The 24,849-nt window shown below is 64.2% G+C and carries 29 protein-coding genes and 1 pseudogene; 3 read left to right on the top strand and 27 right to left on the bottom strand.

Going from position 1 to position 24,849, the window contains the following annotated elements; all coding sequences use genetic code 11:
* Positions 1-251 precede the first annotated feature (251 nt).
* The 13 genes from FBZ89_RS11840 to FBZ89_RS11780 all read right to left on the bottom strand — a co-directional run bounded on the left by FBZ89_RS11840 (position 252) and on the right by FBZ89_RS11780 (position 11,326).
* On the bottom strand, positions 252-3,002 hold the full coding sequence (locus tag FBZ89_RS11840; RefSeq protein WP_145750196.1) for a hypothetical protein: 2,751 nt from the start codon (positions 3,000-3,002) through the stop codon (positions 252-254).
* A gap of 121 nt (positions 3,003-3,123) precedes the next feature.
* Positions 3,124-3,660, bottom strand: a complete 537-nt coding sequence (locus FBZ89_RS11835; protein WP_145750195.1) for a hypothetical protein — start codon at positions 3,658-3,660, stop codon at positions 3,124-3,126.
* Between the two features lie 47 nt (positions 3,661-3,707).
* Positions 3,708-3,917 (bottom strand): DUF1173 domain-containing protein, encoded by a 210-nt coding sequence (locus FBZ89_RS11830; protein WP_145750194.1) that lies wholly within the window; start codon positions 3,915-3,917, stop codon positions 3,708-3,710.
* Positions 3,918-3,928: 11 nt separating this feature from the next.
* Entirely contained in the window at positions 3,929-4,255 is a 327-nt protein-coding gene (locus tag FBZ89_RS11825) for a hypothetical protein (RefSeq protein WP_145750193.1), read from the bottom strand.
* Positions 4,256-4,259: 4 nt separating this feature from the next.
* Positions 4,260-4,997, bottom strand: a complete 738-nt coding sequence (locus FBZ89_RS11820) for a hypothetical protein (protein ID WP_145750192.1) — start codon at positions 4,995-4,997, stop codon at positions 4,260-4,262.
* Between the two features lie 4 nt (positions 4,998-5,001).
* Positions 5,002-5,223, bottom strand: coding sequence for a hypothetical protein (locus tag FBZ89_RS11815; RefSeq protein ID WP_145750191.1), 222 nt, complete (start codon positions 5,221-5,223; stop codon positions 5,002-5,004).
* Positions 5,224-5,244: 21 nt separating this feature from the next.
* Positions 5,245-5,667 (bottom strand): hypothetical protein, encoded by a 423-nt coding sequence (locus FBZ89_RS11810; protein WP_145750190.1) that lies wholly within the window; start codon positions 5,665-5,667, stop codon positions 5,245-5,247.
* A 14-nt stretch (positions 5,668-5,681) separates the two neighbouring features.
* Positions 5,682-6,191, bottom strand: a complete 510-nt coding sequence (locus FBZ89_RS11805; protein ID WP_145750189.1) for a hypothetical protein — start codon at positions 6,189-6,191, stop codon at positions 5,682-5,684.
* Positions 6,188-6,772: a hypothetical protein gene (locus FBZ89_RS11800; protein ID WP_145750188.1), complete on the bottom strand. Its 585-nt coding sequence runs from the start codon at positions 6,770-6,772 to the stop codon at positions 6,188-6,190. The genes FBZ89_RS11805 and FBZ89_RS11800 overlap by 4 nt, the downstream gene beginning before the upstream one ends.
* A 54-nt stretch (positions 6,773-6,826) precedes the next feature.
* A complete protein-coding gene (locus FBZ89_RS11795) occupies positions 6,827-8,344 on the bottom strand; it encodes a hypothetical protein (RefSeq protein ID WP_145750187.1) in 1,518 nt (505 codons plus the stop codon).
* A gap of 103 nt (positions 8,345-8,447) precedes the next feature.
* Complete coding sequence (locus FBZ89_RS11790; protein WP_145750186.1) at positions 8,448-9,383, bottom strand: HK97 family phage prohead protease; 936 nt, start codon at positions 9,381-9,383, stop codon at positions 8,448-8,450.
* A gap of 4 nt (positions 9,384-9,387) precedes the next feature.
* Positions 9,388-10,803 carry a phage portal protein gene (locus FBZ89_RS11785; RefSeq protein ID WP_145750185.1) on the bottom strand — a complete coding sequence of 472 codons (1,416 nt, stop codon included), beginning with the start codon at positions 10,801-10,803 and terminating at the stop codon, positions 9,388-9,390.
* Positions 10,804-10,945: 142 nt separating this feature from the next.
* A complete protein-coding gene (locus FBZ89_RS11780; protein WP_145750184.1) occupies positions 10,946-11,326 on the bottom strand; it encodes a hypothetical protein in 381 nt (126 codons plus the stop codon).
* A 338-nt stretch (positions 11,327-11,664) separates the two neighbouring features.
* Here FBZ89_RS11780 and FBZ89_RS11775 point away from each other — a divergent pair.
* A pseudogene (locus tag FBZ89_RS11775) lies at positions 11,665-11,972 on the top strand (transposase); the annotation flags it as partial.
* A 211-nt stretch (positions 11,973-12,183) separates the two neighbouring features.
* Here FBZ89_RS11775 and FBZ89_RS11770 read toward each other — a convergent pair.
* From FBZ89_RS11770 to FBZ89_RS11720, 11 genes are all read right to left on the bottom strand, one after another.
* Positions 12,184-12,780, bottom strand: coding sequence for an Imm42 family immunity protein (locus tag FBZ89_RS11770; RefSeq protein WP_145750183.1), 597 nt, complete (start codon positions 12,778-12,780; stop codon positions 12,184-12,186).
* Complete coding sequence (locus FBZ89_RS11765) at positions 12,777-13,952, bottom strand: hypothetical protein (RefSeq protein WP_145750182.1); 1,176 nt, start codon at positions 13,950-13,952, stop codon at positions 12,777-12,779. The genes FBZ89_RS11770 and FBZ89_RS11765 overlap by 4 nt, the downstream gene beginning before the upstream one ends.
* A gap of 80 nt (positions 13,953-14,032) precedes the next feature.
* Positions 14,033-15,613, bottom strand: a complete 1,581-nt coding sequence (locus FBZ89_RS11760; protein ID WP_145750181.1) for a terminase family protein — start codon at positions 15,611-15,613, stop codon at positions 14,033-14,035.
* The gene (locus tag FBZ89_RS11755; RefSeq protein ID WP_145750180.1) at positions 15,531-16,085 is read right to left on the bottom strand and encodes a helix-turn-helix domain-containing protein; all 555 of its coding nucleotides are present in this window, start codon (positions 16,083-16,085) and stop codon (positions 15,531-15,533) included. The genes FBZ89_RS11760 and FBZ89_RS11755 overlap by 83 nt, the downstream gene beginning before the upstream one ends.
* A 356-nt stretch (positions 16,086-16,441) precedes the next feature.
* Positions 16,442-16,834 carry an SEL1-like repeat protein gene (locus FBZ89_RS11750; RefSeq protein WP_145750179.1) on the bottom strand — a complete coding sequence of 131 codons (393 nt, stop codon included), beginning with the start codon at positions 16,832-16,834 and terminating at the stop codon, positions 16,442-16,444.
* 9 nt (positions 16,835-16,843) lie between these two features.
* Positions 16,844-17,716 (bottom strand): YfgM family protein, encoded by an 873-nt coding sequence (locus FBZ89_RS11745; RefSeq protein ID WP_145750178.1) that lies wholly within the window; start codon positions 17,714-17,716, stop codon positions 16,844-16,846.
* Between the two features lie 303 nt (positions 17,717-18,019).
* Positions 18,020-18,580 carry a hypothetical protein gene (locus tag FBZ89_RS11740; protein ID WP_145750177.1) on the bottom strand — a complete coding sequence of 187 codons (561 nt, stop codon included), beginning with the start codon at positions 18,578-18,580 and terminating at the stop codon, positions 18,020-18,022.
* Positions 18,577-19,200 carry a hypothetical protein gene (locus FBZ89_RS11735; RefSeq protein ID WP_145750176.1) on the bottom strand — a complete coding sequence of 208 codons (624 nt, stop codon included), beginning with the start codon at positions 19,198-19,200 and terminating at the stop codon, positions 18,577-18,579. Before FBZ89_RS11735 ends, FBZ89_RS11740 begins: the two co-directional genes overlap by 4 nt.
* A gap of 85 nt (positions 19,201-19,285) precedes the next feature.
* Positions 19,286-20,512: a hypothetical protein gene (locus FBZ89_RS11730; RefSeq protein WP_145750175.1), complete on the bottom strand. Its 1,227-nt coding sequence runs from the start codon at positions 20,510-20,512 to the stop codon at positions 19,286-19,288.
* A gap of 20 nt (positions 20,513-20,532) precedes the next feature.
* Positions 20,533-21,159, bottom strand: coding sequence for a hypothetical protein (locus FBZ89_RS11725; RefSeq protein WP_145750174.1), 627 nt, complete (start codon positions 21,157-21,159; stop codon positions 20,533-20,535).
* Positions 21,156-21,410, bottom strand: a complete 255-nt coding sequence (locus FBZ89_RS11720) for a hypothetical protein (RefSeq protein ID WP_145750173.1) — start codon at positions 21,408-21,410, stop codon at positions 21,156-21,158. Before FBZ89_RS11720 ends, FBZ89_RS11725 begins: the two co-directional genes overlap by 4 nt.
* A gap of 144 nt (positions 21,411-21,554) precedes the next feature.
* Here FBZ89_RS11720 and FBZ89_RS11715 point away from each other — a divergent pair, with 144 nt between their 5' ends.
* Positions 21,555-22,028, top strand: coding sequence for a helix-turn-helix domain-containing protein (locus FBZ89_RS11715; protein ID WP_145750172.1), 474 nt, complete (start codon positions 21,555-21,557; stop codon positions 22,026-22,028).
* Between the two features lie 41 nt (positions 22,029-22,069).
* Here FBZ89_RS11715 and FBZ89_RS11710 read toward each other — a convergent pair whose 3' ends face one another.
* Entirely contained in the window at positions 22,070-22,486 is a 417-nt protein-coding gene (locus FBZ89_RS11710) for a hypothetical protein (protein WP_145750171.1), read from the bottom strand.
* A gap of 511 nt (positions 22,487-22,997) precedes the next feature.
* On the opposite strand from FBZ89_RS11710, the gene FBZ89_RS11705 reads away from it, so the two are divergent.
* Positions 22,998-23,519, top strand: coding sequence for a hypothetical protein (locus FBZ89_RS11705; protein WP_145750170.1), 522 nt, complete (start codon positions 22,998-23,000; stop codon positions 23,517-23,519).
* 18 nt (positions 23,520-23,537) lie between these two features.
* On the opposite strand, the gene FBZ89_RS11700 is transcribed toward FBZ89_RS11705, so the two are convergent.
* Both FBZ89_RS11700 and FBZ89_RS11695 read right to left on the bottom strand, forming a co-directional pair.
* Positions 23,538-23,888, bottom strand: coding sequence for a hypothetical protein (locus FBZ89_RS11700; RefSeq protein ID WP_211115200.1), 351 nt, complete (start codon positions 23,886-23,888; stop codon positions 23,538-23,540).
* A gap of 96 nt (positions 23,889-23,984) precedes the next feature.
* Positions 23,985-24,815 (bottom strand): NIPSNAP family protein, encoded by an 831-nt coding sequence (locus tag FBZ89_RS11695; RefSeq protein ID WP_211115199.1) that lies wholly within the window; start codon positions 24,813-24,815, stop codon positions 23,985-23,987.
* Positions 24,816-24,849: the final 34 nt, after the last annotated feature.

The raw sequence follows: 24,849 nt of genomic DNA, 5'->3' as shown, positions 1-24,849 counted from the left end.
GGGCTTGATCTCCTCAGGCTCCCCATAGGCCGTCTGCGCATCCCGCAGCTGTAATCCGGTCGGAGCTTGGCGCGGGGGTGCGATAGAGACAACTGCGTCCGCCCGAGGCGGAGGGGGGAACGTGAACGGTGGTGGAGGGGGCGGCGAACCGCACCCTGCCAACGCCAAGCTCAATCCCACCACCGCCATCCTATACTGCACTTTATTGGCTCCTCTCCATGATGCCGCCGGCAAAGGCCCGGGCCCGTCCACTAGAAGGAAAAGTTCCGCTTCTGGCCGCGCAGGGCCGATACCAGCTTGTCGCCATGGCGGTTGAAGAAGCTGGCCACGTCGCGGCTGTCCATGGCCTGGACGGTGAAGGTCACGTTGGCACCGCCCCCGATGCCGGAAACGCCATTCGTGTTGGCCGCCCCGCCGCCGGGCAAATTCAGGTTGGCGGCGGCATAGGCCGGTACGGCCAGGCTAGGCACTGTCTGGGCCGCCAGCGCGGACCGCAGGGGCGAGGCGATGCTGGCCGGCAATACCATCTCGTCCTTATGCAACTCCGTCAGCATACCGTCCGCCGGCACCCGCCCCCAGCCTCCGGCGGCGCTGGACAGGCTGCTGGTCAGGCCGGAGATCGCCAGTTGCACAGCGGCGGAAATGGCTGGCGCTATCCACCACTCAGGCCCGGCACTGGCGGAAGCATAGGCATTGGCGGCACCTGTGGCGGCCGCATCGTTGATCTGGGCGGTCGCCGTCTCCACCGACTGCGCCATGGCCTTGGTGGCCGTGTCCTGGTCGGAGTCTTGCTTGAGCAGGTTGCTCTCTATCCAGGTGCTGGCCTGCTTCTCGGCCATGCCCACCAGCTCCGACAATGCGGATTTCGCCATGTCGCCGACCGCCTGGCGCACCGTCTTGGTGCCGGTAACCAACCCCTGGACCATGGTGCCCATGGATTTGGTGATACCGCTGACCGTCTGCTGGTATTCCTTCTGCTTGTCACGCTCCAGTTGATGGACGATCTCCCGGTCTTGCTGTTCAGCAGCACGTTTGATCTTGTCTATTTTATCGTCGTAGTCCTTCGCAACGCGGGCTTCCTCTTTGGATGCGGCGGCCGCGGCGAGTGCCTGCTGCTTGTATCCTTCAAGAATCTTCACCGTCGCGTCATTCTGCGCCTTGACCTCGGCCCGCTTGGCGCTGGCGACTTCCGCCAAGGACATGTTCTGAAGCTGGCGTTTCTGCTCCTGGTCCTTCGCGTACCGCTGCCAGTCCTCGTTGCTTTGGTCGATATCCTCCTTAGCCTTGTCATCGAGGTACTTGCGCACCGTGGTCAGGTCAGTCTCCTGAGCCTTCCTCAAAGCCGAGGAATCGCTGCCGTAGCGCGCTCGTTGTTTCTCCGAGATCTGGGCAAGGACATCGTCGCGAACCTTCATGCTCTGAAGATTGGCCCCTAGGTCTTCGCGCAGGTGCGCCACCTCGGCGTCCAGGGTCGCCTTCTGGGCGGCCGTGATCTCCTGCTCAACCCGTCGCGCTTCGGCTGACCGCGCACCATAGTTTGCTTTGACGTAGGCCAATTCCCCGGCAAGGGCCTCTTCCCGTTCCTTGCTGCCTTCTCGGGTGGCAGCCACCTGATCCTTGATCCCCGTCACATGGTCCGCAACCGTCTGCCGGGCCAAACCCGCCTCGGCTATCGCCAATTCGCGCTCAACGGCCTCCCGCTCGCGACCGATGAGCTGTTGGTTCTTCAATAATGCCTGGTATCCGGCCACCTCTCCCTGCAGCGTGGCGCCCCTGTCAGTTCCTGCCAAGGCTTGTTGCGCCGCCAGCCGGGACCGGAGTTGCGCCAATAAATCCGCGGAGGTTTCGCGAGCCAACTGAGTTTGCGCATCAGCCAAATGTTCCTGGGCCGCCTTCAGCGCACCGCCTTGTAAGTTTTGAGCGGCGATCAGGTCCTTCCAGGTGTCCACCTCGGACTGCACCATTGCCCGACCTGTCTGGTCGACAATGGCATTGCGCTTCTGCAGGGCCTCCTGCGTGTTGGCAACTAGGGCCACTTGGCGGTCGCGTTCGTCAATTGCCGCGCTATCGGGCAGCTTGACGTTCCTTACGGCCTCTTCGGTTTTCCGATGTGCTTCCTGGAACTTGGCATTGTTTTCGCCAAGCTGGGCATTCCTGGCGTATTTGCTGCCGGCACCAGGTAGGCGAGCCGCCTCATTCTCCGCGATTTTGGCCTTGGTGTAGTCATTGGTTCGAGTGATCAAGGCCTCTAGGATGACAATCGCCGCCTTTTTGCGATCAACGTCATGCTCATCTTTCGCTAATGCGTCCAGTTGATCGGCATCAAGGAGATGATATTCTTGGTTCAAGGCCCTTATCGCGGCAATATCGCCCGTCATCGCCTGGGCCACGGCCTTGCCAATTTCAGCGGTTGCTTTCGGGTCGGTGACTTTCCCCATGGAAGCCAGCGCCATGGAAATTTCATGCGCCTGTTTCTGCACTTCGGCCGACGCCGTCGGCATGGCGCTGGCGATGGCGTCAATCAGCCCGACCGCCTGCTCCTTGGTGCCGCCCAAGCTGTGGACAATGCCATCCGCCATGGAACGAATGGCCTCGGGTGCCGCCCGTGCCCCCTGCCCCAGGACAGCAAGGTGTCCTGACGTAACCCGAACCTGCTCATCAAACGCGCGCATCTTGGCAAATGCTGCATAGGCTTCCGTCCCGATAACGGTCAGGGCGCCCCCGACCGCCATGCCAACCGGCGAGAACCCGGATAGGGCTCCCACAATCGTGGGCACTTGGTCGATAAGGGTCATCAGGGGGTCAGCGCCTTGATTGACAGCGGTCCCCATCTTAATGGCGGCGTCGCCTAGCTTCCCAAAAGCATCGGCGGACTCCTTCAGCTTTCCGCCAAGCGCACCATGAGCGTCGCCAGCCTTTTGGGCACTGTCCGCGACATCTTTGAGAGTGCGTACCGCCTCACTGCCGTCCGCCGTCACGCTGATGGTTGGACCACTGGTCATGACACCCTCCAAGAACGCGCGCCCCCTCCGGGTCCTGAATACCCGGATCGACATCCAAACGCCGAAGTAGAGGCCGTTTAAATTACGTATCTACACTGTTTATGGATAATAATATCCACTATTATTTGACGCCATAGGCGGCCTTCATTTCCGAGACGATCGGTTCCTTGATGCCAAGCAAGCTCACCAGTTGGCTCTCATCCATATCAATCATCTCCATCGCTCCGGAAATAAGCTCAAGCTCCCCCTTCATTTCGTCGCGAGCGCACGCAGGGTGCAGCTTCGCGCCTGACTTTATAGCCGACATGCATTTGAAGTTTTCGTTCACGATATAAATATCAGTGATGTAGAATCCCAAGTCATGAGAGGTACCGACCATGACCACTAGGGTTTCTTTTGATTTAAGAAAGTTCGCAGGTTGCTGGGCCTGATCCAATCTCGCCGAAGCGATGCAAGGCCATAGAGCCGCGGTTCCTTTCTTTTCCATACATTTCAGCAAGGGTAACGCCCCTACCACCATGGACTTTTGCACAGCGCTAGCCAGATCGGCGGCGCTGGCAGTCATATTCCCGAGGGCAAGCAGCAGCGCGATGGCCATGGCGCTCATCTGCATTAAAGAATGTGGACGCATGTTACCCTTCCTGGCTTTGTTGCTCATCGAGCATTCTCTTGATCGAACAAAATAGCAACAGAATTATGCAACTTTCAGCCGATATTCTCATCGCCAAACATCGCCAGCAAGTCTGCCAACCCAACCTCGTCAACCGGCGGCGGCCCCTCCGGCTTGATGCCCAGATAGGCCGCCACCATCAGGTGAACGGGCGGATGGTGGCGCCAATAGCGCCACAGCGCCTGGTAGCGCGGCAGGGTGAACTGCCGCTCCACCTCGTCCCAGGCGCCACAGCCTGACGCCACCAGCTCCGCAGTCAGGTCGTCGATGTCATCGACGATCCCGCCTGCGGTATCGGCTCCCCCGTCGGGATCAGCCCCGACTCGCGCAGGATGCCCACTACAGCCGAGACCAGGGCGGGGAACTCGGTGGCGGCCAGTTTCTGCTCAATGGCCTCGGCCGTCAGGTCGGGCGCGGTGCTTTTCAGGGCGGCCGCCACGATGCGGATGCCGGCGGACGCCTGGTCCACCGGATCGGTCAGCATCGGCAAGCCCTTGATGTCAGCCCAAGCGGCCTTCAGGGCGGCAAAGTTCATGGGCGGCACGGGATAGTCCGTGCCGCCGATCACCACATTGGCGCCCATGGCCTTAGCCCTGCACGCTGAGCTTGCCCACCGTGCCGGAGGCATCAGCGAAAGCCATGAAGTCCAGTTCCGGCTGCATGTAATCGCCCTGCTTGGTCGCCAGTTGCAGCTTGCTGGAGGTGCAGGCGTTCAGGCTGAGCACGAAGTTCTGGCCACCGAAAGGCGTGGTCAGCACGCAGGAGAAGGTGGGCGCCACCCCCTGCAGCTGGTTGGAAATGGTGGTGACGGTGCCACCGGTGGCGCTGGTGTAGCTGTAGCTGATCAGCAGGCCAACGCCAGTGTCGGCGGCGGCGAAGGTGTAGGTGCCACCCGACTGGCTGTACTGCCCAGTGGCGGGTGCGCTGGCGACCTTCGCCAGCGGCACGCCGGTGGCGGCGAACACCACGCCCTGGTCAGCCTGGAAGCCGGTGCTGTTGGCCACCGTGACGGTGTAGGGGTTGGTGGCCGGCACGCTGGCCGCCTCGTTCAGGGCCACGAGCTGCTGTCCCGTGGACTGGCTGCCGCCGAAGAACAGGTTGTTGAACAGGGCGCCCTGGATCTGGCCGGTCTTGGCCTTGCCCTGGATCTTGGCCTGGCCCCGGGCGACGGACACCGGGAACTGGTTCTGGCCGTACAGCTCCTTGAGCGTGAAATCGATATCCACGGAGACGGACTGCAGGGTGCCGAACTGGACAGGGGTCGCGTTGGCCACGCCGACGGGCGTGCCGAACAGGGAGCCGGCACCGAAGGAATATTGGGGCATGGGATCAGATCTCCTGCAGGATGCGGGCCTTCAGCCCGTCCAGGGTGGTGACAAGGTGGTTGTAGGCGTCGGTCACCCGCGCCACGGGCGAGTTGTGGATTTCCTCCGCCAGCCAGGCGGCCACCGCCCGCTCCAGCCGTTCCGGCCAGTTACAGGGGACCGGCGCGGAAACGGGCAAGGGTTCAGCGGCGGCGGCCGTATCGGCCGGCGCATCGGCATCGGTCATGGCAAGCATCCTTGATAACGATTAGGGAATAAGCAGGTGCAGCGGCACGATGGCCACCGCCTGGGAACCCAGGGCCCCCTCGTCCGTGGTCACCTGCCCTTCAATCCAGCAGTCGTGGACCAACCCGCCCAGGGTCTGCTTATCCTGGCCGGGCGGCGGGCGCAGGGCCGCCTCCACCGCGTCCAACAGGGGGTTCAACACCACGGCGCCGGCGGTCTCGTCATCCGGCGCCTGGGCGTAGAGCAGGATGTCCACCCGCAGCACGCGGTGGGCGGGCAGGGTGTCGCGGCGCGTCACCTCCTCCCCCCGGCTCATCAGGAACAGGGCCGGCTGCTGCGCCGGTGACAGGTCGTTCCACAGCCGTACGCGGCGGCTGGCGGTGGCGAAAGGGGCCGCCGCCGTCAGCCGGGCGAACAGGGCGGCGTGGATATCCTCACGGGCCATGATGGATCCTGGTTTCAAGAACTGAGCTGATTGGTGACGGCCGCGCTGATGGCATCGGCCACGGCGGCACGCATGCTGTCCGTGTGATCCGCTAGGGTCGGCGCCAGGAAGGGATGGCCGTCATAGTCCACCCGGCGGTCGTAGGCGTGGACCGGGACGCTGACCGGGGCGATGGACCGGCCGAAGGCCTGGGTGATGGTCCGCAGGTGGGCGCGCACGGATTCCGTGCCGTGAAAGCCATATTCCTGGAAGGCGGCGTAAGCGGCGGCGGGCGAGGCCTCGTCCACTGTCACGCCCGCCGTCGCCGCCAGGCCGTTGACCGTCAGCGTGGGAATGAGGGCCCGGCTGAGTGTGCCGGTCCCCCCCTTCACCTGGCCATCCAAGCGGGCACCCGCGGCGGCGGCCAGCGCTTGCGCCTGGACCCGCATACCGTCCGCCAGGGTAGCCGCGATCACTGCGGGCAGGCCGGCCAAGCGGTCCCGCAGCCGCTCCAGCCCACCGGCGTCAACAAGTCCGCCGCTCACAGCGGCACCACGCGGCGGTAGGGGGTCAAGGCGGCCACCAGGCTGTCCGGCATTTCCTTTTGCAGGTAGCTGGTGGTTTCCCCGCCGTGGGCCTTGGAGACCAGGCCGACCCGGTCGCGTTCGCGATAGCGCAGGGCCACCAGTTCCACGCAGGCCTGTTGCAGGATGGCCGGCAGGGGATCGTAGCCGGCCGTCCAGGTAACGACGACCCGCCGGCGCCCCCGGGGGAAGATGCCACCGGTCAGCACCAGGCCGGTGTCGTCATAGGCATAGCCGTAGGCCAGGGGCTGGCCCGCCGGCTGGGCCGGGACCGGCACCCCATCCACCGCCACCGCCATTACCCCGGTCACGGGGTAATGGGGCAGCGGCAGCACGGCGTTGCCGCTGCCGTCCAGGGTTTGGGTATAGGTGGCCAACGATGGGTCACGCCCCAGCCAGGCGCGGATGAAGCCGCTTTCCGCCTGGATCAACCGCGTCAACAGGGCATCGTCCGCCGTGCTGGTCAAGGGCGGGCTGAACCAAGCCTTGACCGTGGCCACGTCGGTTAGGGACACGTCAGTAAACGGCGTGGTGTCGTCCATGGGCAGCAACCTCCGAAGGGGCGGGGCTGGTGTGTCGGCCCCGCCCGGCCCGCGTCAGCCGTTGGCAATGTTGGTGATGACGCCGAAAGCGGGCGGGAAGTAGTTCTGCAGCACGCCATCGCAATAGACGCCGTACTCGTACCGCCGGGTGCGCAGCGGCCATTCGATCTGGTAGTAGTCGCGCCGCATGCGCATCTGCGTCACGTTGGTGACGTTGGCCAGGGGATAGGGCAGTCGCATGGTGCGGAACAGGATGGTGCCGGCCGGCATGTTGGGGTGCACCTTGATGTCCAGCGTCTGGCCGCCCACCATGCTGTAACGGTTGAGGTAGGTGCGCACCATGACGCCGCCGCCCAGCAGGGCCTGATCGGTGTTGAAGACGAAGCGCTGGGCCGAATTGGCGGTGCCGGTCAGGATCTTGCGGCTGATGGTCTGCGCCTCCTGGCTGCTGACCCAGATTTCCTGGGGAGACAGGCGGTAATTGTCCCAGAAGGCCTTCAGCGCCGCCTCGATCTCCACGATACCGCCGGCGCCGTCCGCGGTCAGCGGCGTGCCGGTACCGGCCGCGCCCGTGGGCATGACCTGGACATAGGCGTTGGAGCCGCCCTTGAACGCCTGGTACAGCAGACCGTCGAAGGACAGGCTGTTCTGGCTGTTGTCACCGCCACCCAGGCTGGCGGCCGTCTGGGTGCCCGCCGCCAGGTCGGTGATGACAACGGAGTTGATGGTGGTGATGGCGCCCAGCTTCTCCGCCCCGGCGGCCCCCCAGAACCAGGCATAGGCAACCGCACCCGCCAGCGGCGCCACGGTGACCGCCAGACTGCCGGCCGAGCCGGTGGTGGTGCCGCTGGCGGCGGTGGACGGCTTGGCGGCACCACCGCCGAACTGGTCGCTGGAACCGTCGGCATTGGTGCGGGTCATCTGGCCCTGGATGCCGCCGATGACCGAGCCATTCAGATAGCCTTCCAGCGTCAAGCCGACGGCGATGACGGACCAAGTGCCGGCCGCCAGCGCGCCGCCGCCGTTGGCCGCGGTGACCAGCGGCGTGGCCGTGGTGCCCAGCGCCACCGAGGCGTTGCCGCCCAGGATCATCTGCTCTTCCTGGATCATCAGGCTTTCCAGCAGGTTCTGCACCGCCAGCGCCCGAACATCGTCCAGGCCCTCGGCGGCGTAGTCGGCCTCGAAGTCGACGCTGGCCTCCAGGCCCAGGCCGCGATAGACGGCGTTCATGTCCTGGGTACGGACGGCGATGACGCCACCCCGGTTGCCGCCGGACACACCGGCCCGCACGCCGGTGGTGTTGACGCCGGTGATGGCTTTCCAGTTGGCCTGGATGCCGCCCCGACCAGAGACGCGGGGGATGCTGTTGCGCAGTGGCGTCAGCACCGGGTAGAGCAGCTTCGCCCCGGGCTCCAGGTCATAGAAGGTGAGGCCCGAGGTGGGGTTGCCGGACTGGGTGAAGGTGGACTTGGCGAGGTCGTCGCCAGCCAGGCGCTGGCCCTGCGCGGCCTTGAAGGCCGCCAGGGTGTCCCCGGTGACGGTGTGGGGGGCGGCGGTGGGAATGCCGGTCATCGATGTCTCCAACAGGGTGAAAAAGGCGTGCGGCAGCCCACGCCGCCGTCAGGTGACGGGGCGGGCAAACCAGCCGGGGAGGGATCAGGTCGGAAGGAAGGGATCAGAAGGCCGGGGTCATGTGCGCCGGATAGCGCTGTGCCTTCTTGATGGCATCCAGCGCGGTGGCCGGGCCATCCAGGGCGGTCTTGGCATCGGCGACGCCCGCCACGGCGGTTTTCAGGACATAGTCCTCGGCGCGCGGCTGGGCCTCCAGCGCCCTCACCCGGGCGGCCAGCGCGTCGCGCTGGCGCAGCAGGCCGGCGCGGTCGGCCCGGGCGCGGTCCAGCGCCTTGCGCAGGGTGTCGACGCCCAGGCCGGCAGTCTTGTCGTCCGTCGGCTCATCCTCTTCATCGGCGTCGGCATCATCCGGCGCCTCATCGGTGTTGGCCGCCTGCAGGGTGGACAGAAGCTCTTCCATGTCCTTGGACGACAGGCCAGCCACGGCGGCGCTCAGCGCCTTAAGGATGGTGGCCAGTGGCGCGCAATCGGCCAGGGCATCGCAGCTGTCGTCGCCGTCCGACTTCTTGGGCGGGGTGTCGGTCTCGGTCATGTCGGTATCCTCCAGCTTGACCAGGGTGATGACGGCGTCGGGGTTGGCCGGGCGGTCGACCAGGCTGATTTCCGTCAGGCGCAGGGCGGTGATGGTGTTGCGGTCGTCCGGGTCGCGGGCCACGACCTTGCCGCCGATGGAAAAGCCCTTGTAGACGCCGGCCTTGACCTTGCGGATGGCCACTGGGTCCACCACCGTGGCGGTGATGCGGGTGCGGCGGTCGGCGCCCACGGCCGCCGCGTCCACCCGGCCGGCGGCCAGAGGCTGGTGCATCTCGCGCAAGGGCCCGGACCCAAGGCGCAGGAAGTCGGGCAGCGCGGCCTTCACGGCATCGGCCTCCACCACCTCACCATCGCCGTCCACGGTCTCGGTGGTGGCGATGCCCTCCACCATCAGGGTGCCGTCGGCGCCCTCCTCCACCTTGGTGAAATTGCCGAACAGGCGCATGGCGTCAGGTCTCCTCTTCAGGGGGCGGGTTAGGGGACGTTTCGGGTTCCTGGCCCGGCAGACCTTGCGTTGCCTGCTCCAGCGGCACGGCCCCGCCGCCGGTGTAGATCAGCGGCCGGTCGCCGCCAGGCACGGGGGGATAGCCGATGTCGGCCCGCACCTCGTTCAGGGTCTTGATGCCGGCGCGCACATGGATGTTGGCGATGGTGGCGGCCTTGACGGGGTCGACTTCACGGGTGTCGTTCCAGGCGAATTCCAGGTCGGCGGCGTCGAACTCGCGATCCAGCACGTCGTCGATCAACTCCTTGACCCACAACATGGTGGGCCCCAGCCCTTCCTCATGCGCCGCATCCTGAGCGGTCTGGGCCGTGGCGCGGTTCATCTGTGCCACGAAGGCCTGCGGGCTGATGGAGAAGGCGAAGCAGGCCACCCGTGCCAGCCACTCGTCGAACACACCCTTCAACTCCGGTTCCTTGATGGGAATGAAGGTGCGGGCGACACCGCCGGGCACGAACTTGGCATGGCGGCGGCTGGCGGTGTCGCCCTCATGCAGCGCGTCCCAATAGGTCTGGAACTGGCGGATCTGGTCGGGCGTCCATGCATCGGGCACGCCGATCAGCGCTTCGGGAATGTTGCCCTCGGTATAGTATTGCAGCTGCCAGATCTGGCGACGCAGCGCGATGTTGACCGTGGTCTCGATCTGCTCCACCGGGCTCAGCCCATAGACCCGGTGCGGTCGCAGGTTGCGGGGGGCGTAGATCAAATCATCGGTGGTGTAGTCCACCGCCGGCAGGCCCTTCAGTTCCTGCTGATACGCCACGGCCGGCGGCATGGGCGTGCGGCCAAAGGGGTCGATCACCCGCTTTATGGTGGCGCCGTCCATGACCTGCAGCGCTCGCGCCCGGCCGCCCAGGGTGCGCGCCACATAGAGCGTGGGCGCGTCGATGACCAGCAGATCCTCCAGCAGCAGGCGCAGCCAGCGCGACCAGGAATGCACGCCATCCGGCCGGCGCAGGAAGGCGGTCAGCGCCGCGATGCGGGCGTCGGGCCGGACATCGGCGGCGTTGCTGGTGGGCGCCGCCCCGCGCACCCGGATGGTCCAGGTCAGGCCCGCCATCTGGTCCTTGCGGGTCTCGATCAGCAGGCGCAGCAGGTCCCAGCTGTCGGCGAGCGCGCGCAGCGCCTCGAACCGCGTGCCCTCGTAGGCTTTGGGCCGCTGCAGCAGGTTGTAGCCGGAGGGGAAGTCGAACTGCCGCCCCGCCACCTCGGGCGCCGAGGGCGGCAACGGGTCCAAGGGACCGAACCAGGAGGAGGCGTCACCCGTCACCGTGTAGGAGACGGCCGCCCCCAGGGCGCGGCTGGCGCGGGCAAGAATCCCCGGCGCCACCGCGCGCCCCTTGCTGTCGCGGTTGCTTGACATGCGTTTCGTCTTTCTTGAGGGGGAGGCGGGCATATAGCGCCGCGCCGCAGCTATGAGGCGGCGGCGTGTTTGATCTGAGCTGGAAGGATAGACCGGTGGTTAATGAACAACGTTGGGGCCGCGCGCCGGCCCAACCAGCTGCTTAGACAAGGGCAAGAGCGCCGCGATCGACTGCAAACCCGCCCGGCATCTCTTCAAAAGTGCTCCCACCATAATCAGTGAGAGCCTCCCTTACCGCAGGGGTCGCCTGGCACCCAAACACACTTAGTCGCCGCCACGCGGGATGATGCCGGTCAATCGTATCCAGAAGGGAGATGAACGCGTTCTCCGGTGACGACATATCCGCTCTGGTGAAGACCGTGACCTGGTGAGCATGATTACCCTTGGCCCACAGTTGCTCGGCGGCTTCCCCATTCGCGGGTGATTGACATACCCAAACAGGATGCAGCCCGGCGATTTCGCTGAGCCGCTCACCGAAATCAGGATCGAAGGCCAGGACAACGTCGTCGTCTAAAAATGACATCTGCTCAGTCCCCTTCCGAGGCGCCTCTTTCCATCCTCGTCGCATCGAAACAGGTCGCCCGCCGCCCAAGCCTTCACCTGGGCCAAGGCTTGTTCCCCATTCGAGCCCGAATCCTGGACTCCAGCGCTGATGGGATTCTGAACCGAATCCCGATCCAAGGCCTGGAGAATGGCGACATGTTGAAAACTGAGCCCGACCATACTATGAGCTTGCCTCAAAGAACTTCGTATTCCCGTGCCGCCACCACCGCGTCACAACCCCAGGAGGGATTAAGAACACACAACAGGATGTCGCCCTTCTTTATTTTACTAACGTAATCATCGATTGTTCTTTTCGGAATCAAGTCCTGGAAAACCCATCTGGCCGCTGACCGCACCTCGTGCTCCACGGCCACCGCCAACCAGTTCCGGCTGTTTCTACACGCCGGAGCTCATTGGCTGATGTGGTCCTTGCGCTCGATGATGCCCGAGCGCTCATCCTGGCGCGTCGCCCAATTCGACACCTTGCGCCTGCGCCTGATCAAAATCGCCGCGCGGGTCATCGAGATGAAGACGCAGATCAAGGTTCATCTGCTCTCCGCCACGCCTTATCATATCAGGACATCCTGCGGCTCATCCTCGGACGCCTGCCGCGATTGGTCACCTGACCGCCAGGGCTATGTGCCCTCCCGCAAGAAACCCCGTGCCTTCAACCCGCCAGACCAATGCTCTCAACCTCGCCGTTTGCGGCGGGAGGCGGAATGGCACGCCTGAAAACAACAAAAAGGGGATGAATCGCCACACACCATTCCGTCCGGCAGCAGCGCGGTGCATAATGGCGGTTAGGATTACACCTGCGCATAACTTATGCACATTTTATCACGTAAGCCGGTTAGGGCTTTGATTCGGAAGGGATAAAATCGCCTTTTCCCATTCAGCTTTGAACTGACGACTCCACTCCGCTAGCAGCCCATAGTAACCCTCAAGCTCAATCTCAACGCTCTCAATAGTACCGATAAAGTCCTCATCATCTTCCAGATTTTTGAACGCAACTATCCGCACCATATCTCCATAGTCAAACTGCAAAACAATACTACTATCATCGAAAGCGGCGTCACCATCAGGTGCCCAAATTATAGAATTATCCGAAAGAGAAGCGCGCAGATCCTCCGCCGACAGCCCATCAAAGAATATATCATCTTGGCGATTCTCATCGAATTCTGCCGCCCTAACGGCGTCGGCCACCTTATAAGCTTCCTCTGAACAAAAGGGCGCCAGATGACTCCCCCGCTGCTTTATCCTGTCTTGCACAGAATAGAATGAGCAACCCAAGACAGTCGCCTCCGGTGAATGGACGCCGTACACTTGCCCATTTATGTGAAGGACGAAGTAGCCAATGCCCAGCTGAGATTTCCGAGCCAAAGGAGTTGTTATGCTCGATTCAATGGCAAAACTTGAAATATCTCCAATAATCATTTGCCCGCCTTTGGCTCTAACAGCCGCCTAATTTTGATGGGAATATCATGCGCCTTAATAGGATCAGTTCCGCCCGTGGAGCCATTCCAGTGCGTCTCTCCGTTTCTCGACGCGCTAAATCGATGGATAATGCCATCATTATCTTTCTCCCACCTCACACCTTTATTATCCGGAATCGAATTCTCATAAAGCTCTCCGGCGTTCTTTGGCTCCGGGCTTACCGAGTTTTGATGATGCTTCGGGTTAGTTGCGCGGTTAGGCTTTTCCTTTCCATCATCATTTTCCGGACCCGGCGGCGTCGCACTATTGGCTTCAGCTTGGTTGCGCTGAGAAGCCGCTGGTGACTTCTTGCCGTTCTTTATTCTATCTGCAGGCGACCCTGTCTGCCCGTCCTGAGCACTCTGGCCAGGGTTGATTGCCCAGGTTCCAGGCTCTCCTTCGTTAGGCGTCTTCGTCTTCTGCGAGAAAACCCTGTCGCCACCGGCCAGCGCAGCGATGGCTCCCGGGGCCATCGCCAGACCATCCGGGCCTGCCTGTGCAAGTAGGACACCCTCGGGGGTTCGATATTGTCCATTAAGATCACCGCTGCCATCGTAGATCAGGCGCGTGTGCCCGTCACCGTCCTTGACCGTCAAAGTCAACTGGCCTTCCGCGTAGCCGTAGTCCACGTCGGTACCTGGAACCTGGCCGCTGCGTGTCTGGCCGATATTGCCGGGGATGAGGATGGCGCCCACAAGCGTGGCACGGCCCGCCATCGTCCGCGCCACCGCCATGGCGGCGTCCAGGGCCGCTGTTCCACCGGCGCCGATGGAAGTCCAGGTACCGGGCTTCGCGTCCTGGGCACCGGCGGGAATCCGGGGCTGGGTCAGATAATTGGCGGCTATCTGCTTGGCCAGACCATTCTGGTTCGCTCTCACAACAACCGCCCGTTCCGGCAATGGCGGTAGGCGGGCATGCAGCAGGGCAATGTGGGCACGGACCACATCACCCTCAGTCAAGGCTCTCGCGACGGCCGCGAACGCAGGCATGCGGCCGACCAAGTCCACAGGCTCGCCAAAGTGACGCGACAGCGTGCTTTCCAGCGCCGCACGGTCGCGGGGCCGCCAGACGCCGGACGGCGACCGATCCAGCAACGGCAGGTCGCCTAGGCAGGCACCGGCCCTGCCATCCACGGACGCGTGCCGCCTGTCACCGCCCGGCGGCGCCAAGCGGTATTCGGTGATCCAGGGATGCGTAGGGGCTTTCCTCAGGCCTAGGCGTGGGATGCTGTGGCGGAGGGAACAAGCCCCGCCGCCATCTCGGCGTAGACGGCCAGCAGGCCGGTGCCGTCGCCGGCGGGTTGGGCGTGGGCCAGCACAACGGCGTCGCCCTTGTCAGGGCTGCGGCCGATGCGGGCCTTGATGTCGTCCTTGGCCTCGATCTGGATGCCGCGCGCCGTCATCTTCCAGCGCGGCGCCACCAGATCCGCCAGCAGTTCGCGATCCGGCGGCAGGGCCAGGTCGGCGCCCAGCGCGGGCTCCAGGGCCTCGCGCAGGCTCCAGTACCATTCGGCGCGGCGGTTGACGAAGCCCAGGCGGCCGCCCCGGTCGCGGGCGCCACTGGCCGCCGCGGCATTCATCGCCACCATGCGCAAGCCGTGCAGCACGCCCAGGTCCTGGACGGAGGCGCCGACGCCGATGGCGTCCACCTGCACCGCGACGCCGCCGGGCGTCTCCGCGCCAACGACACCGGCCAGGCGCCGCAGGATGAGGCCGACGACGGCGGCGCCATCGGGTGTGTCGCGTCCCGGCACCATGTCCAGCGGAGCGAACCAGGCGCCATGGCGGGCCGCCAGGACGGTTCGATCCCGCCCACCGCGCGCCACGTCCACGCCCAAAGCCACCAGCGGCGGGGCGGCCGCATCGGCCGGCTGCCAGCGGGCCATGGCGGCCTCCACCCAGGCGGTGGGGATGACCTGCCAGGGATGGTCCTCACGCCCCGCGCCGAAGTCGCCGCGCAGCATCTTGCTGCGCAGCGGTTCCGGCAGGGATTGCAGGGTAGCGATGTAGCCCGCCCGCATCATGACCGGATTGTCCTCCACCCGCGCCGGGATAAAGGTGCGTGACTTAGGCGTCAGCACGTCGCCATCGGCCAAGGCCACAGGCTCCGGTCCCGGCACCTCACGATCCTGGCCCTGGCCGTCCGTCACAAACCAGCGCAGCTCGCCCGGCTCGGCCGGGTTGGGATACGTCGGATCCAGCCAGGGCGCCCAGAAGCGGATGACCCAGGCGCCTTCGGCATCGGTGGGCGGGTTGCCGGCACCAATGACACGACAGCGCTGGGCCGGGTCCACGCCCGGGCCCGGACGGTTCCACCCCACCAGGAAGCGGAATTGCGCCTCGGTGAAGTGCGGCAGTTCGTCAAAGGCGATCAGGTCGTGGGGGCGGCCCTGGTACTTGTGCACATCGTCAGCGTGCTGCACGGCACCGAATTCGATGACCCGGCCGTCGTCCAGGCGCCAGGTCCAGTCCGACTTGGACCAGCGACCCCGGCCCCGGAACAGCTGCTGGGCTCGGTCGCTGATGCCCTTCAGCTGCGGAAATTCGCGACGGAAGATGATGGACAGGCGGTGGCGGGTGTGGGCAGCACCCAGCAGCAGGTCGGTCTTGCCGCCGCCAGCGGCCCCACCGTAGTAGAGGAAATCGGCGTCGCTGGTCAGCGCCTGGGTCTGTGGCCCGGGAAAGGGCACCCAGCGTGTGGCCGCCCGCCGCTCAATCTCCGCCCGAACCACCGTCAGGGCCCGGGTCAAGACCCGCCGCTTCCAGGCGGCGGAGAAGGGCTTCGAGTTGGGCATCGTTCAGGCTTTCCAAGGCCACGGGGTCGATGGGCGGCGACGCGGCGCCACCACTGCGGGGGGACGGGCCGTAGCCCTCCCCCTCGCCTTCCAGCGGACCGCCATCATCGGCTTCACCTGGCTTGCCACCCCAGCCCAGGCGCACCCGGCACCAGAAGATGAGCGAGGGGGCGTGGCCCTCCAGCGCCTTGGCGTACAGGGTTTCCACGATACGGGCATGGGCGCGGGCAGCGCCCATCTCTAGCTCACGCCCGAAATGGCGGCGCAGCGTGCGCGGGCTGATTCCCAACATGCGGGCGATGACGCCCCGGGGGACCCCCTTGCCGGCCAGGTCCGCCACCTCCGCCCGGCGATCGTCGCTGATCACCAGGCGGGTGCGGACGGTGCGGGCGAGGACGGGCAGTGCCTGACTGTCGGTTGCGGGAGGAGAGGATAGGGTTTCAGGTTCCGCCCCCTGGACAAGGGACGGCATGGGCGGCGTCTTGCGCGTCGGCACGGCGGCGCACCTCTCGAAGGCTGCGATGTCTGATGGATGTGATGGATCAGGCCCGCCAGCGGCACCGGAGATCCAGCCTAAAAAACGAAGCGCCCGGCAAGGCGTTCAGCCTTCCGGGCGCAAATCGGCATTTCATATTTCGATATATACTGGGATCGGCAATCAGCGTCAAGTCTCTTTTACGCTAACGAAACACTTTTCTTTAACCGCAGGGCATACGGCTTACGCGGCCGTGAACCCGAGACGCATCCCGTTGATGTGCGGCCGCAATCTGTTGAAAAGGCGCATTGAGCGGGGAAAGCTCAAGACCATCAAGTTCTCCCCCCGGCGCATCAATCATCGTCGTGGTTCTCCCATGGGGGCCCATCATCAGCCCATGGACTGCCGCGATCCTTGGCCTTCTGCCAATATCTTTGCGCCAGCTCCGTTTTGCCCAACTGCCAATAAAGAAGGGACAAATTGCTGCACGCCGCAGAGCTTCCCGCCATGCAGGACTTTTTATAAAGGACCTCCGCCGTTTTGGCGTCTATGAAAGACGGGGGCGTACTCAGATAATCGGCAAGCATCGTTGTTATCCAGGTGTCCCCCAGGTGCGCGCCAATTTTCAAAAGCGAAACTGCGCCTGCTGTGTCACCGGATTCTTCTAGTTTCTGCGCAAGAATACCAAGATTCTCCAGATCCTTATCGTCAACATTGAGATTGAATCGTTCCTGATCCTCGCTCATTGCCATGCCTCATATTGAATCGGGCAAACATCTGCCGGGTGTGAATTGGCACATCTGCTCCTCTAGAAGCTTACCGGGCAGAATGGTGAATGGAAATAACCCGGGCACCCTCCGAAGGGCCCGATTAGCAAAATATTCCAACTCCTCCTTTGTCGAAGGGCGTTCTCGATCTTTACCATTCTGATCTTTCCACTGGGTCCATCCGGGTTTGTCGGGATGCGGCCGCAGCTTCTTAAACTGATTCCCACTTCCCGCTTTGCTGCTGGACCAATTGCGTTCACCGTCATATCCGATGGGCACCACACCTGCGCGCCGCCCATCGCCTGCGAGATCATAGGGGGCGGAATCGATGGCCACAGCGCTATCACCACCTGCCGTCCAACGTCCGTGGGCATCCCTGGGCTGGTCGGGGCTGTATTTGACAAGCGGGATACCTGCGGCTTTGGCCAGGGCCTCCACCGCCATCCCTTCATCGAGCAGCGTTTCCGCCAGGAACAATCGATGGGCAGCGACATCAGCCTCTGGCATGACGCCCAGCCCAGCATGAGCCAAATGGATGGCGGCTTGCACAAGCTCATCTGCGGCAAGGGCACGGCCGGCGGCGTCGACCTTCGCCAGAAGGTGCCGGGCCTGCGCCGCCGTCGGGGAGCGACGATAGGCGACGGCCAGCAGGGTCAGCAAACGGTCGGCATCGACGTCCAAAGCCTGCGGCGCCCAGGCATCACCGGAGCGCTTGGCCAACAGGGTCCCGGCGCCCAGCACCAAGCCAGCCGGGGTCAGGACCGGGTATGGGTGAAGGCCCCGGCTGCGGCGATCGTGCCAGGCGACGACCAGGGTGGGGTGGCCGGAGGCCGCTTCGTCTCGGATGGGGAACAGGGTCATGGAATAGGCCCTTTCCGGCTATAGTCAGCCTCGGGAAGATACGGTGAATAAACGGTGATGATCAAAAGGCTTGGACCGGGGCCGGAAAGCCATAGCCCCATAAATCTGACCCGCGCCCGCTTCTCACAGGTCCTGAATAACCAATCAGCATGGGCCGAATGCGACCGCCTGGGCCAGGCTAGTCCGAAAAACGAAACGCCCGGCAAGGCGTTCAGCCTTCCGGGCACAAATTGGCATTTCATGTTTCGATATATAACCGAATCGGAAAGCAGGGTCAAGTGTCTTTTGCACTGCGTGGAAATTTTATGGGGTGGTTTCTCGCGTGAAGGTCTCGAACGTCACCGGTTCATAGCTGTAGCCGCTACCGGTCCAGGACAGCAGTTCATAATGCCTGGGATAGACACCATCTTTGCCCGGCCTGTCAGCGTTGGTGTCTTCGTAAATATGTATCAGCCGCCGATATCCCTTGTCAGATCGCCCCAGCACCAACAGGTCGCCCGGATCCGACCAGATCGGGGTGACAAAGGTCCATCGCTCACCCCGTTTCTGGTAGAGGTAGACGGTGCATCCGGCGCTACCGCAATGGTAGGCATCGGCCACCGCCAGCAACACTTCCGGCGTGCCGTCGTCATCCAGGTCGACTTCGGCATATCGCACCGACTTCCTGGGCGAGTCGACCTGGCCGGGCCGGTCGTCCTGCGGCGTGTTCAGCGCCAAAAGGTCACGTACGAACGCGATTTTCTTGCCACTGATCTCCTTGAAGACGATCAGATCCGCTCCAACCCGCGATTGCGCCCGATTCGCCCCCAGCAGGACCAGCGGCAGCGCGATGATAAGGCTTGCGGCATGCCACATGGACTTCATTTCTTGTCACCTTTCGCCGAGGGCTTTTTAGTGCCGTTCAAATCGGTGTAGGGGATGTTCTGGAAGCCCGCGAGACGGCGCTCCACCTGCTGGAAACGCGACGGCATGGCATCCGCCAAGCCTCGCGTATCTCTTCCATCATATGTTTGGAAATAGGCGATTACCGCGGCTGAGCCCACCCGCTGCGCCGCCCCTACCAGCCCCGCTTCCGTAATTTTGATGCTGACGCCAGCGCTACTGACAAAGGTCCGTCCTGCATATCGTTGAATAAGAGGGGCCAAAGCCACTTCCTGAAAGGCAAGAAGCGTGGAAAAAGCGCCTTCTTGGGCATCCTCATTATTAAGGAAATCATCGTCGCTCGAGAGATGGAACGCCTTGGCGAAATCTGTGCGCCCCCATCCATCACTTCCCCAACCGCGCTTCAACTCCAGCCCAATAAGGACACTACTGCGCAGCATGTAGCGCCCCAAGCTGGGATCATCAAACCGGGACTGGTCTGGATCGTTGGCCGCATCTACAGCCTTTCGCTTCGCAGCATAAGCCGGATAAACCGCCCCGGAGGCGATAACCCCAACCGACAAAGCACCAACCAGGATTATTCTAGCGCTATAACAGCTCATCGGTATCTCCCGCTCAGTCGAGCACTACTTATACGCAGCCCAGTACGGCACCGTATACATTAAGAATTATACCTCCTCCATGGAATCAATTTTCGTAAGGCACGTCCTGGAACAAGCGCAAACGCGTTTCCACCCATTTCTCATGATCGGTTAGTGGACGACCTTTAGTATCCTTTCCTTTGTATCTTCCTAAATAACTCTTGAGACCACCGATTCCCACTCGATGGTAGGCGGCAAATAAGCCGGATTTTGTTATCTTAATCGACTGCCCGTGCACGCCCACAAATTTTGACCCCTCATAATTAAGATAAATTTTATTTATCTGTCGATCAACATCCTTCTTATATAATGAAAATGCAGCCTCTTGTGCATCTTCATTATTTAGAAAATCCGTATCATTCTTTATTCCATATTTCCTTCCGAAATCTGAATCCCACTCATTGGCGTGACGACCGGTCTTAATGCCAAGGCCAACAAGGCTATCCTCCAAGAACTGATACCTCCCGAGAGCGTTATTATCCCCAGCATCTGGATTTTTCTTATTTCTGTTCGGATTATGCTTAAAAGCCTGATAACCAAAGGAATCTATATGTCCATTTTCGGACTCTTCCGCCGACGCCACAGCAGCTCGGAGCTGGCTATCCGGCTGTGTCTCCCAAGCGGAACGCCACTGCTTTCCGGACGTCGATGTCGATCCCACAGCCCGGGCCGCAAGCGGACGAGACAAGCCGCCATCTTCCGCATCTGGAGTGGCGATGAATCGGGGACCGGAGCTGGCGGATGCCGTGCCATGACCACCTTCCGATGTCCAGCGCCCGCGGTCGTCGCGGGGCTGGTCGGCCGTGTATTTGGCCACAGCGAAACCCGCCGCCTTCATCAAGGCTGCCGAACTTATCCCCTGGTCCAGCAGCGTTTCCGCCAGGAACAGACGCCATGCGGCGATGTCGGCATCCGGCAGGACGCCCAGGCCGGCATGGGCCAGGTGGATGGCCGCCTGAACGGGCTCATCCGCCGCCAGGGCGCGGCCGGCGGCCCGCACCTTGGCCAGGATGCGCCGCGCCTGCTCCGCCGTGTGGGGACGGTCATAGGCGATGGTAAGCAAGGCCAGCAGGCGGTCGGCATCGAAATCCAAGGCCTGCGGCGCCGGGGCATCATCGGCGCGCTTGGCCAACAAGGTGCCGGCGCCCAGGATCAGGCCAGCCGGTGCCAGGACGGGGTGCCGGACGATGCCTCGGCACCGGCGGTCGCGCCAGGCGATTGCCAGGGGGGAACGGTCGAACGCCAAATCATCAACGGAAGTGCGCAGGTTCATCGTGTGTTCTCCAAGGGCGATCAGTTACGGGGGATGCGGTAATGATCGGCCAAGGCGTCCAGCGCCGTGGTCAATGCCGCCCAGCCCTGGGGCCAATCGCCGGCCCAGGTGGCCTCGAACCGGCGGGGCATGACCTCGTCGGCACAGAGGCTTTCCACCAAGGTCAGGGCCAGCAGGCCATGGGGGCCGCTGGCGCGGATCAACGCGCGGGCCTGGGCCAGGCGGTCGTCAGTGCGGGCCCAGCGGTCGGGGTCGATATCCGGGCGGGCCACGCCGCTGCCGGACTCCGGCACATAGGCGTGGGGCTTGGGCGCCTCCGCCAAGGACAGCCAAGCGCGCCACAGGCCGCCCACGGCCTGCCCGGCATCGTGCTGCCGCTGGGTCAGGCGGCCACGCAGCAATAGCTGTCCCAAGGGCTGTCCCGCCCGCTGGTCCAGCAATTGAGCCATCGGCAGCGAAACCGGAGCCCCCAGGAGATCGGCCCGGCGCTCCAGCGCCTGGGGCAAGATGGCGGCGTCGGCGGCCTGCACCAGCTGGCCGCAGGCATGGCGGACACCGGCCTTGCGCGGACGGCCCGCCCGGCGGCGGGATGGCGCCTTGCGGGCGCCAGAAGCGGTGACCGTGGAAGCGGAGGCGGGCGTGGTCATTCCGAAGGCGTCCTTTTGCCGTAGAGGGACGTGGCGATGGCTTCCACCGCCAGGCGATCGAATTCGTTGGGCAGATCATCCAGCCGGATCATGGCCACGCCGCGCTTGTGCCAGGCGGCGGTGGCCATGGAGCGCAAGTCGTCGGGCGTGGAGGGCGTGCGACCCAGCCGGCCCTGCAAGCTGGTGGTGACGGGCGCGCCCGCGCCTGCCGCGCATGGACGGGGGGCGACGCCCCGGGAAGTGGGGGACATGGACTTCCTTTCCTATTTCGGGCTTCAGGACCGGCGGCCGCATTAGCCCCTGGTCATACCGCCAACGATAGGGTAAAATTCTCCCGATTTCTAGGGTATAATTCCCCCGCGACGCCGCTTCCGCCTCAGGGTAAATTTCCCCACATGAGCACCGCCGCCAAAATCATCCCGAACACCCCGGCACCCAGCCCGTTGGCTGAGCGGCTGGGCCGCCGCCTGTCGGCGCTGGGCCTGGGGTATGCGGAATTCGAACGGGCCGCCGGCCTGAACGAAGGCACCATCAAGGGCATCATGTACGGCAAGTCCGCCTCCCCCCGGGCGGACACCATCTATAAGATCGCCCGTGGCCTGGGCTGCCGAATCGAGGACCTGATCGGTGAAAGCCGGTTGGGCGGCGACTCGGGTGGTGATGACCACCATCTTGCCGCTCCAGCGTCCACGCCTTTTGCCGGACAGGAGCCGCCACCATTGCCCGAGCACGCGGTGTTGGACGCGGTGCTGGAAAAGGTGCGCGCGGCCTATCGCCAAGGGGACCTGGATCTGGCCGCCCAGCTGGCGCGCCTGTTCCAGCTGGATCTGGAAAAGCTGAAGATAGAACGCGAGATCGCGCGGCGTTGAGCCGCTATCGGCATCAATCCCATCCGTCTTCGCCGCGTGCATCAGCATGACACCCAGCCCAGGCTGGCCGCTAGACCGCGGCTGAGCAGCATATCGGCCGGCCCCCGGCTCGCCTCCGCCATCGCCGCAGGGTCGTCCGGCAAGGCATCCACCAGATAGAGACGCACGCGCAGGCCGCCCGGCCCGTCGACAAGGGCTGGCGACGTTTCCAGCGCCACCCAGGCGTCGGCGGCAATGGCCGCGCGCCCCGCCACCTGATGCAAGGAGGGCAGCATATCGACCTGCCGATGCCGGGCCAGCGACAACAACGTCCACGGCCAGGTGTCGCTGACCACCGCCACCACAGGCACGCCACCCACCACCACCCGCAAGCGTCGCCCGATGGGCGGCACTTCGGGCACGCCGGGATAAACCTCCCCGGCCAGGGGCAAGCGCCGTTGCGACACGCGACCCGACATTCCACTCCTCTATTCCGCAATGGCCCCCGGTCATGTTCCCGAGACGCCGTTCCTTGACGCTGGCCACCCTCTGGCTTGGTCGCCCTCTGGCTCGGTCGTCATGACAGCAAGCCGGGCCGTGGATCCTATGAAATCCATACAACATCGATAATTCTTAGCCTGAAACTCCCGATTAACGTGCGCCGTTGGACACAAGGCGCCTCTCAGCGCCGTGGCCATTTGTTCCCTGTACGTTCTCATTTCAGCGCAGGACGGTCAAGCGGCGGCGCCAGAGGCACCAACTGAGGATATTTTTACGCTAGGGTATTTTTACCCTATTTTCCTTGACGGGGTGTTTTTCCCCTGTCAGGGTACTTCTCACCGGCCGGCGCTTCCCCATCAGCGCCGGCCGGCGGCGGCAACCCGCCCCCTGCCCCTCCCGGGTGGGTCGCCTCTTCCCCGGGGCGGGCAGGCGCCGATTGGCCGCCACCGCCCCGGGGTTCCTTTTTTTATCAATGACGGAGCCCGCCCCATGTCGTCCGTGCCATCCGCCCCCCATACCCCCGTCGCCGCCCTTCCCGCGCGCGCCCCGGCCACGCCCGCCTTGGCCACACAGCTGCCGCCCCTGGCCCGCCAGGTGGCGCATGCCGCGTTGAGCGTTCGTCTGGCCAGCCGGCGGCTGGACCAGGGGCACAGTCAAGCGGCCCTGGATGAGCTGATGGATACGGCGGCGCCATCGCTGGAGCGGGTGCTGGAAGGCATGGGCCGGCTGGAAGCGGCGCTTGAGGCCCACGGCCATGTGCGGGAGGCGGATCTACGCCCAGCCGCCACCTTGCGCGTGCGCATGGAAGCGGCGGCCAGCTTGTTGAAACAGGCCGATGTGCTGGCCCGGGCCGGTCTGGCGGAGGAGGCGGGTGACAGCCGTGAGGCGGCGTTGTGGACGCTGGAGCGGGGCTTGGCCCTGGTGCCGCCCTTCAGCCCGGCGCCTGCGACAGATATTCCCATCCGCGCCCTACCACCCCGATATTTCACGGAAACCAGGGTGTCGCCCTAAGCTTGGCCGGAAAGAGCGTCAGCGGCGCACCACGGTGGTGCCGCCGCTGCCCCAGGCGCTGACCCCCAGCAAAAAGCCGAAATCATACCAGCGGCCAGGGTTAGGATAGGCGTAGACCCGGGTATCGGAGATCAGGCTGTACAGGAAGCTGAAGGGTGCAATGAGCCCGTGCAGCAGACCGTAGAGGAAACCGGGCAACTCACGGCCCGCCATGGGCGGCGGCTGGGTCGCGCAGGCGCTGAGCAACAGCCCCGCGCCCAGGATACCGGCCCCCACCAGCAGGGGCCTTAACCAGCGCCGGCGCCGCGGCTCGGCCGTAAGGGGCGAAATCGCGGGGGATGACGCGGACTGAACTGTGGGCTGTTCCATCTTGGCCTCCCGGCAAGGACTCTGTCCCGCCACTGTCCGGGTGCGGGCGCCGGAGGCCAAGGCCCCTAAAAGGCGGGCCGGGGCCCTAGACATTGGTCAGAAGGGGCCTTGCCACCGGGATCCGGAAGTCGGGGCCAAACGGCGGACCTCCGGCGCGCCTTTCAGCACATGCCCGCGCCACCAGGGCGTCGCCACATGGCCGCGAGAGCGGTCGGAGGCCGCCGCGTCGGCGAATGCCTGGAAGGTGATGAACACCGCCTCCCCCTCCCGCATCGGCAGGCGGGGGAAATTGTTGGGTTCAGAACTGATGACGAAGGCGGCCAGAACGGGGCCGTCCGCCGCAGACAGGGCCGGTGCGCCGGACGGCGCCAGCACGGGCGGCAGGGGCGCTGGGCGGGGCGTCACCGGCGTGGCATTGGCGAAACCTGAACCCGCAATCGCCGGCCGCAGCAGCAGGACGTTGTCGGAATCCAGCATGGTGGCGTTCGCGGCCTCACGGTGCGCCTGCCATACGGGTCCGCCATAGAAGGCCGCCAGGCCGGCGGTGCGCGCCGGCATGTCAGGGAAACGCCGCAGCCAGACGAAGCGGTCGGGATCATCCAAGTCGCGGAACTGGCCTACCACGCGCACGCCCACCGCCTCTTGCCCGGTCAAGAAATAGCGGTCGAACAGGTCGATCAACGCGTCCCGCTGACCAGGCTTCAGGGTGTACTGACGCAGTTCCAGGACAGCGCAACAGGCAGCGGCAGCGGGGACCATGGTCGGCGAAACCTTGGCCTTCGGCGCCGGCGCCTCCGCCCGCAGCGCCACCTTCAGGGGCAGGGCGTCAGCCGGCATCAGGTCGGGGGGCCAGGCCAGCGCCCGGTCGGCGACGCCAGCGCCGACCAACAGGGTCAGGGCCAGCAATACGGCGGTCTGCAGTCTCATGGTGGCTTTCCTTGTTCTTGTCGTTTGAGCTGTC

It is taken from the genome of Nitrospirillum amazonense (genome assembly GCF_007828045.1).
GTDB classification, from domain to species: Bacteria; Pseudomonadota; Alphaproteobacteria; order Azospirillales; family Azospirillaceae; genus Nitrospirillum; species Nitrospirillum amazonense_C.
This window is presented reverse-complemented; position numbering and strand designations above follow the sequence as displayed.

Excerpts from the sequence above, each read along its gene's own strand:
- FBZ89_RS11840 (WP_145750196.1), bottom strand. The coding sequence starts at position 3,002 with ATGACCAGTGGTCCAACCATCAGCGTGACGGCGGACGGCAGTGAGGCG.
- FBZ89_RS11835 (WP_145750195.1), bottom strand. The coding sequence starts at position 3,660 with ATGAGCAACAAAGCCAGGAAGGGTAACATGCGTCCACATTCTTTAATG.
- FBZ89_RS11825 (WP_145750193.1), bottom strand. The coding sequence starts at position 4,255 with ATGGGCGCCAATGTGGTGATCGGCGGCACGGACTATCCCGTGCCGCCC.
- FBZ89_RS11820 (WP_145750192.1), bottom strand. The coding sequence starts at position 4,997 with ATGCCCCAATATTCCTTCGGTGCCGGCTCCCTGTTCGGCACGCCCGTC.
- FBZ89_RS11815 (WP_145750191.1), bottom strand. The coding sequence starts at position 5,223 with ATGACCGATGCCGATGCGCCGGCCGATACGGCCGCCGCCGCTGAACCC.
- FBZ89_RS11810 (WP_145750190.1), bottom strand. The coding sequence starts at position 5,667 with ATGGCCCGTGAGGATATCCACGCCGCCCTGTTCGCCCGGCTGACGGCG.
- FBZ89_RS11800 (WP_145750188.1), bottom strand. The coding sequence starts at position 6,772 with ATGGACGACACCACGCCGTTTACTGACGTGTCCCTAACCGACGTGGCC.
- FBZ89_RS11795 (WP_145750187.1), bottom strand. The coding sequence starts at position 8,344 with ATGACCGGCATTCCCACCGCCGCCCCCCACACCGTCACCGGGGACACC.
- FBZ89_RS11790 (WP_145750186.1), bottom strand. The coding sequence starts at position 9,383 with ATGCGCCTGTTCGGCAATTTCACCAAGGTGGAGGAGGGCGCCGACGGC.
- FBZ89_RS11785 (WP_145750185.1), bottom strand. The coding sequence starts at position 10,803 with ATGTCAAGCAACCGCGACAGCAAGGGGCGCGCGGTGGCGCCGGGGATT.
- FBZ89_RS11780 (WP_145750184.1), bottom strand. The coding sequence starts at position 11,326 with ATGTCATTTTTAGACGACGACGTTGTCCTGGCCTTCGATCCTGATTTC.
- FBZ89_RS11770 (WP_145750183.1), bottom strand. The coding sequence starts at position 12,780 with ATGATTATTGGAGATATTTCAAGTTTTGCCATTGAATCGAGCATAACA.
- FBZ89_RS11760 (WP_145750181.1), bottom strand. The coding sequence starts at position 15,613 with ATGCCCAACTCGAAGCCCTTCTCCGCCGCCTGGAAGCGGCGGGTCTTG.
- FBZ89_RS11755 (WP_145750180.1), bottom strand. The coding sequence starts at position 16,085 with ATGCCGTCCCTTGTCCAGGGGGCGGAACCTGAAACCCTATCCTCTCCT.
- FBZ89_RS11750 (WP_145750179.1), bottom strand. The coding sequence starts at position 16,834 with ATGAGCGAGGATCAGGAACGATTCAATCTCAATGTTGACGATAAGGAT.
- FBZ89_RS11745 (WP_145750178.1), bottom strand. The coding sequence starts at position 17,716 with ATGACCCTGTTCCCCATCCGAGACGAAGCGGCCTCCGGCCACCCCACC.
- FBZ89_RS11740 (WP_145750177.1), bottom strand. The coding sequence starts at position 18,580 with ATGAAGTCCATGTGGCATGCCGCAAGCCTTATCATCGCGCTGCCGCTG.
- FBZ89_RS11735 (WP_145750176.1), bottom strand. The coding sequence starts at position 19,200 with ATGAGCTGTTATAGCGCTAGAATAATCCTGGTTGGTGCTTTGTCGGTT.
- FBZ89_RS11730 (WP_145750175.1), bottom strand. The coding sequence starts at position 20,512 with ATGAACCTGCGCACTTCCGTTGATGATTTGGCGTTCGACCGTTCCCCC.
- FBZ89_RS11725 (WP_145750174.1), bottom strand. The coding sequence starts at position 21,159 with ATGACCACGCCCGCCTCCGCTTCCACGGTCACCGCTTCTGGCGCCCGC.
- FBZ89_RS11720 (WP_145750173.1), bottom strand. The coding sequence starts at position 21,410 with ATGTCCCCCACTTCCCGGGGCGTCGCCCCCCGTCCATGCGCGGCAGGC.
- FBZ89_RS11715 (WP_145750172.1), top strand. The coding sequence starts at position 21,555 with ATGAGCACCGCCGCCAAAATCATCCCGAACACCCCGGCACCCAGCCCG.
- FBZ89_RS11710 (WP_145750171.1), bottom strand. The coding sequence starts at position 22,486 with ATGTCGGGTCGCGTGTCGCAACGGCGCTTGCCCCTGGCCGGGGAGGTT.
- FBZ89_RS11705 (WP_145750170.1), top strand. The coding sequence starts at position 22,998 with ATGTCGTCCGTGCCATCCGCCCCCCATACCCCCGTCGCCGCCCTTCCC.
- FBZ89_RS11700 (WP_211115200.1), bottom strand. The coding sequence starts at position 23,888 with ATGGAACAGCCCACAGTTCAGTCCGCGTCATCCCCCGCGATTTCGCCC.
- FBZ89_RS11695 (WP_211115199.1), bottom strand. The coding sequence starts at position 24,815 with ATGAGACTGCAGACCGCCGTATTGCTGGCCCTGACCCTGTTGGTCGGC.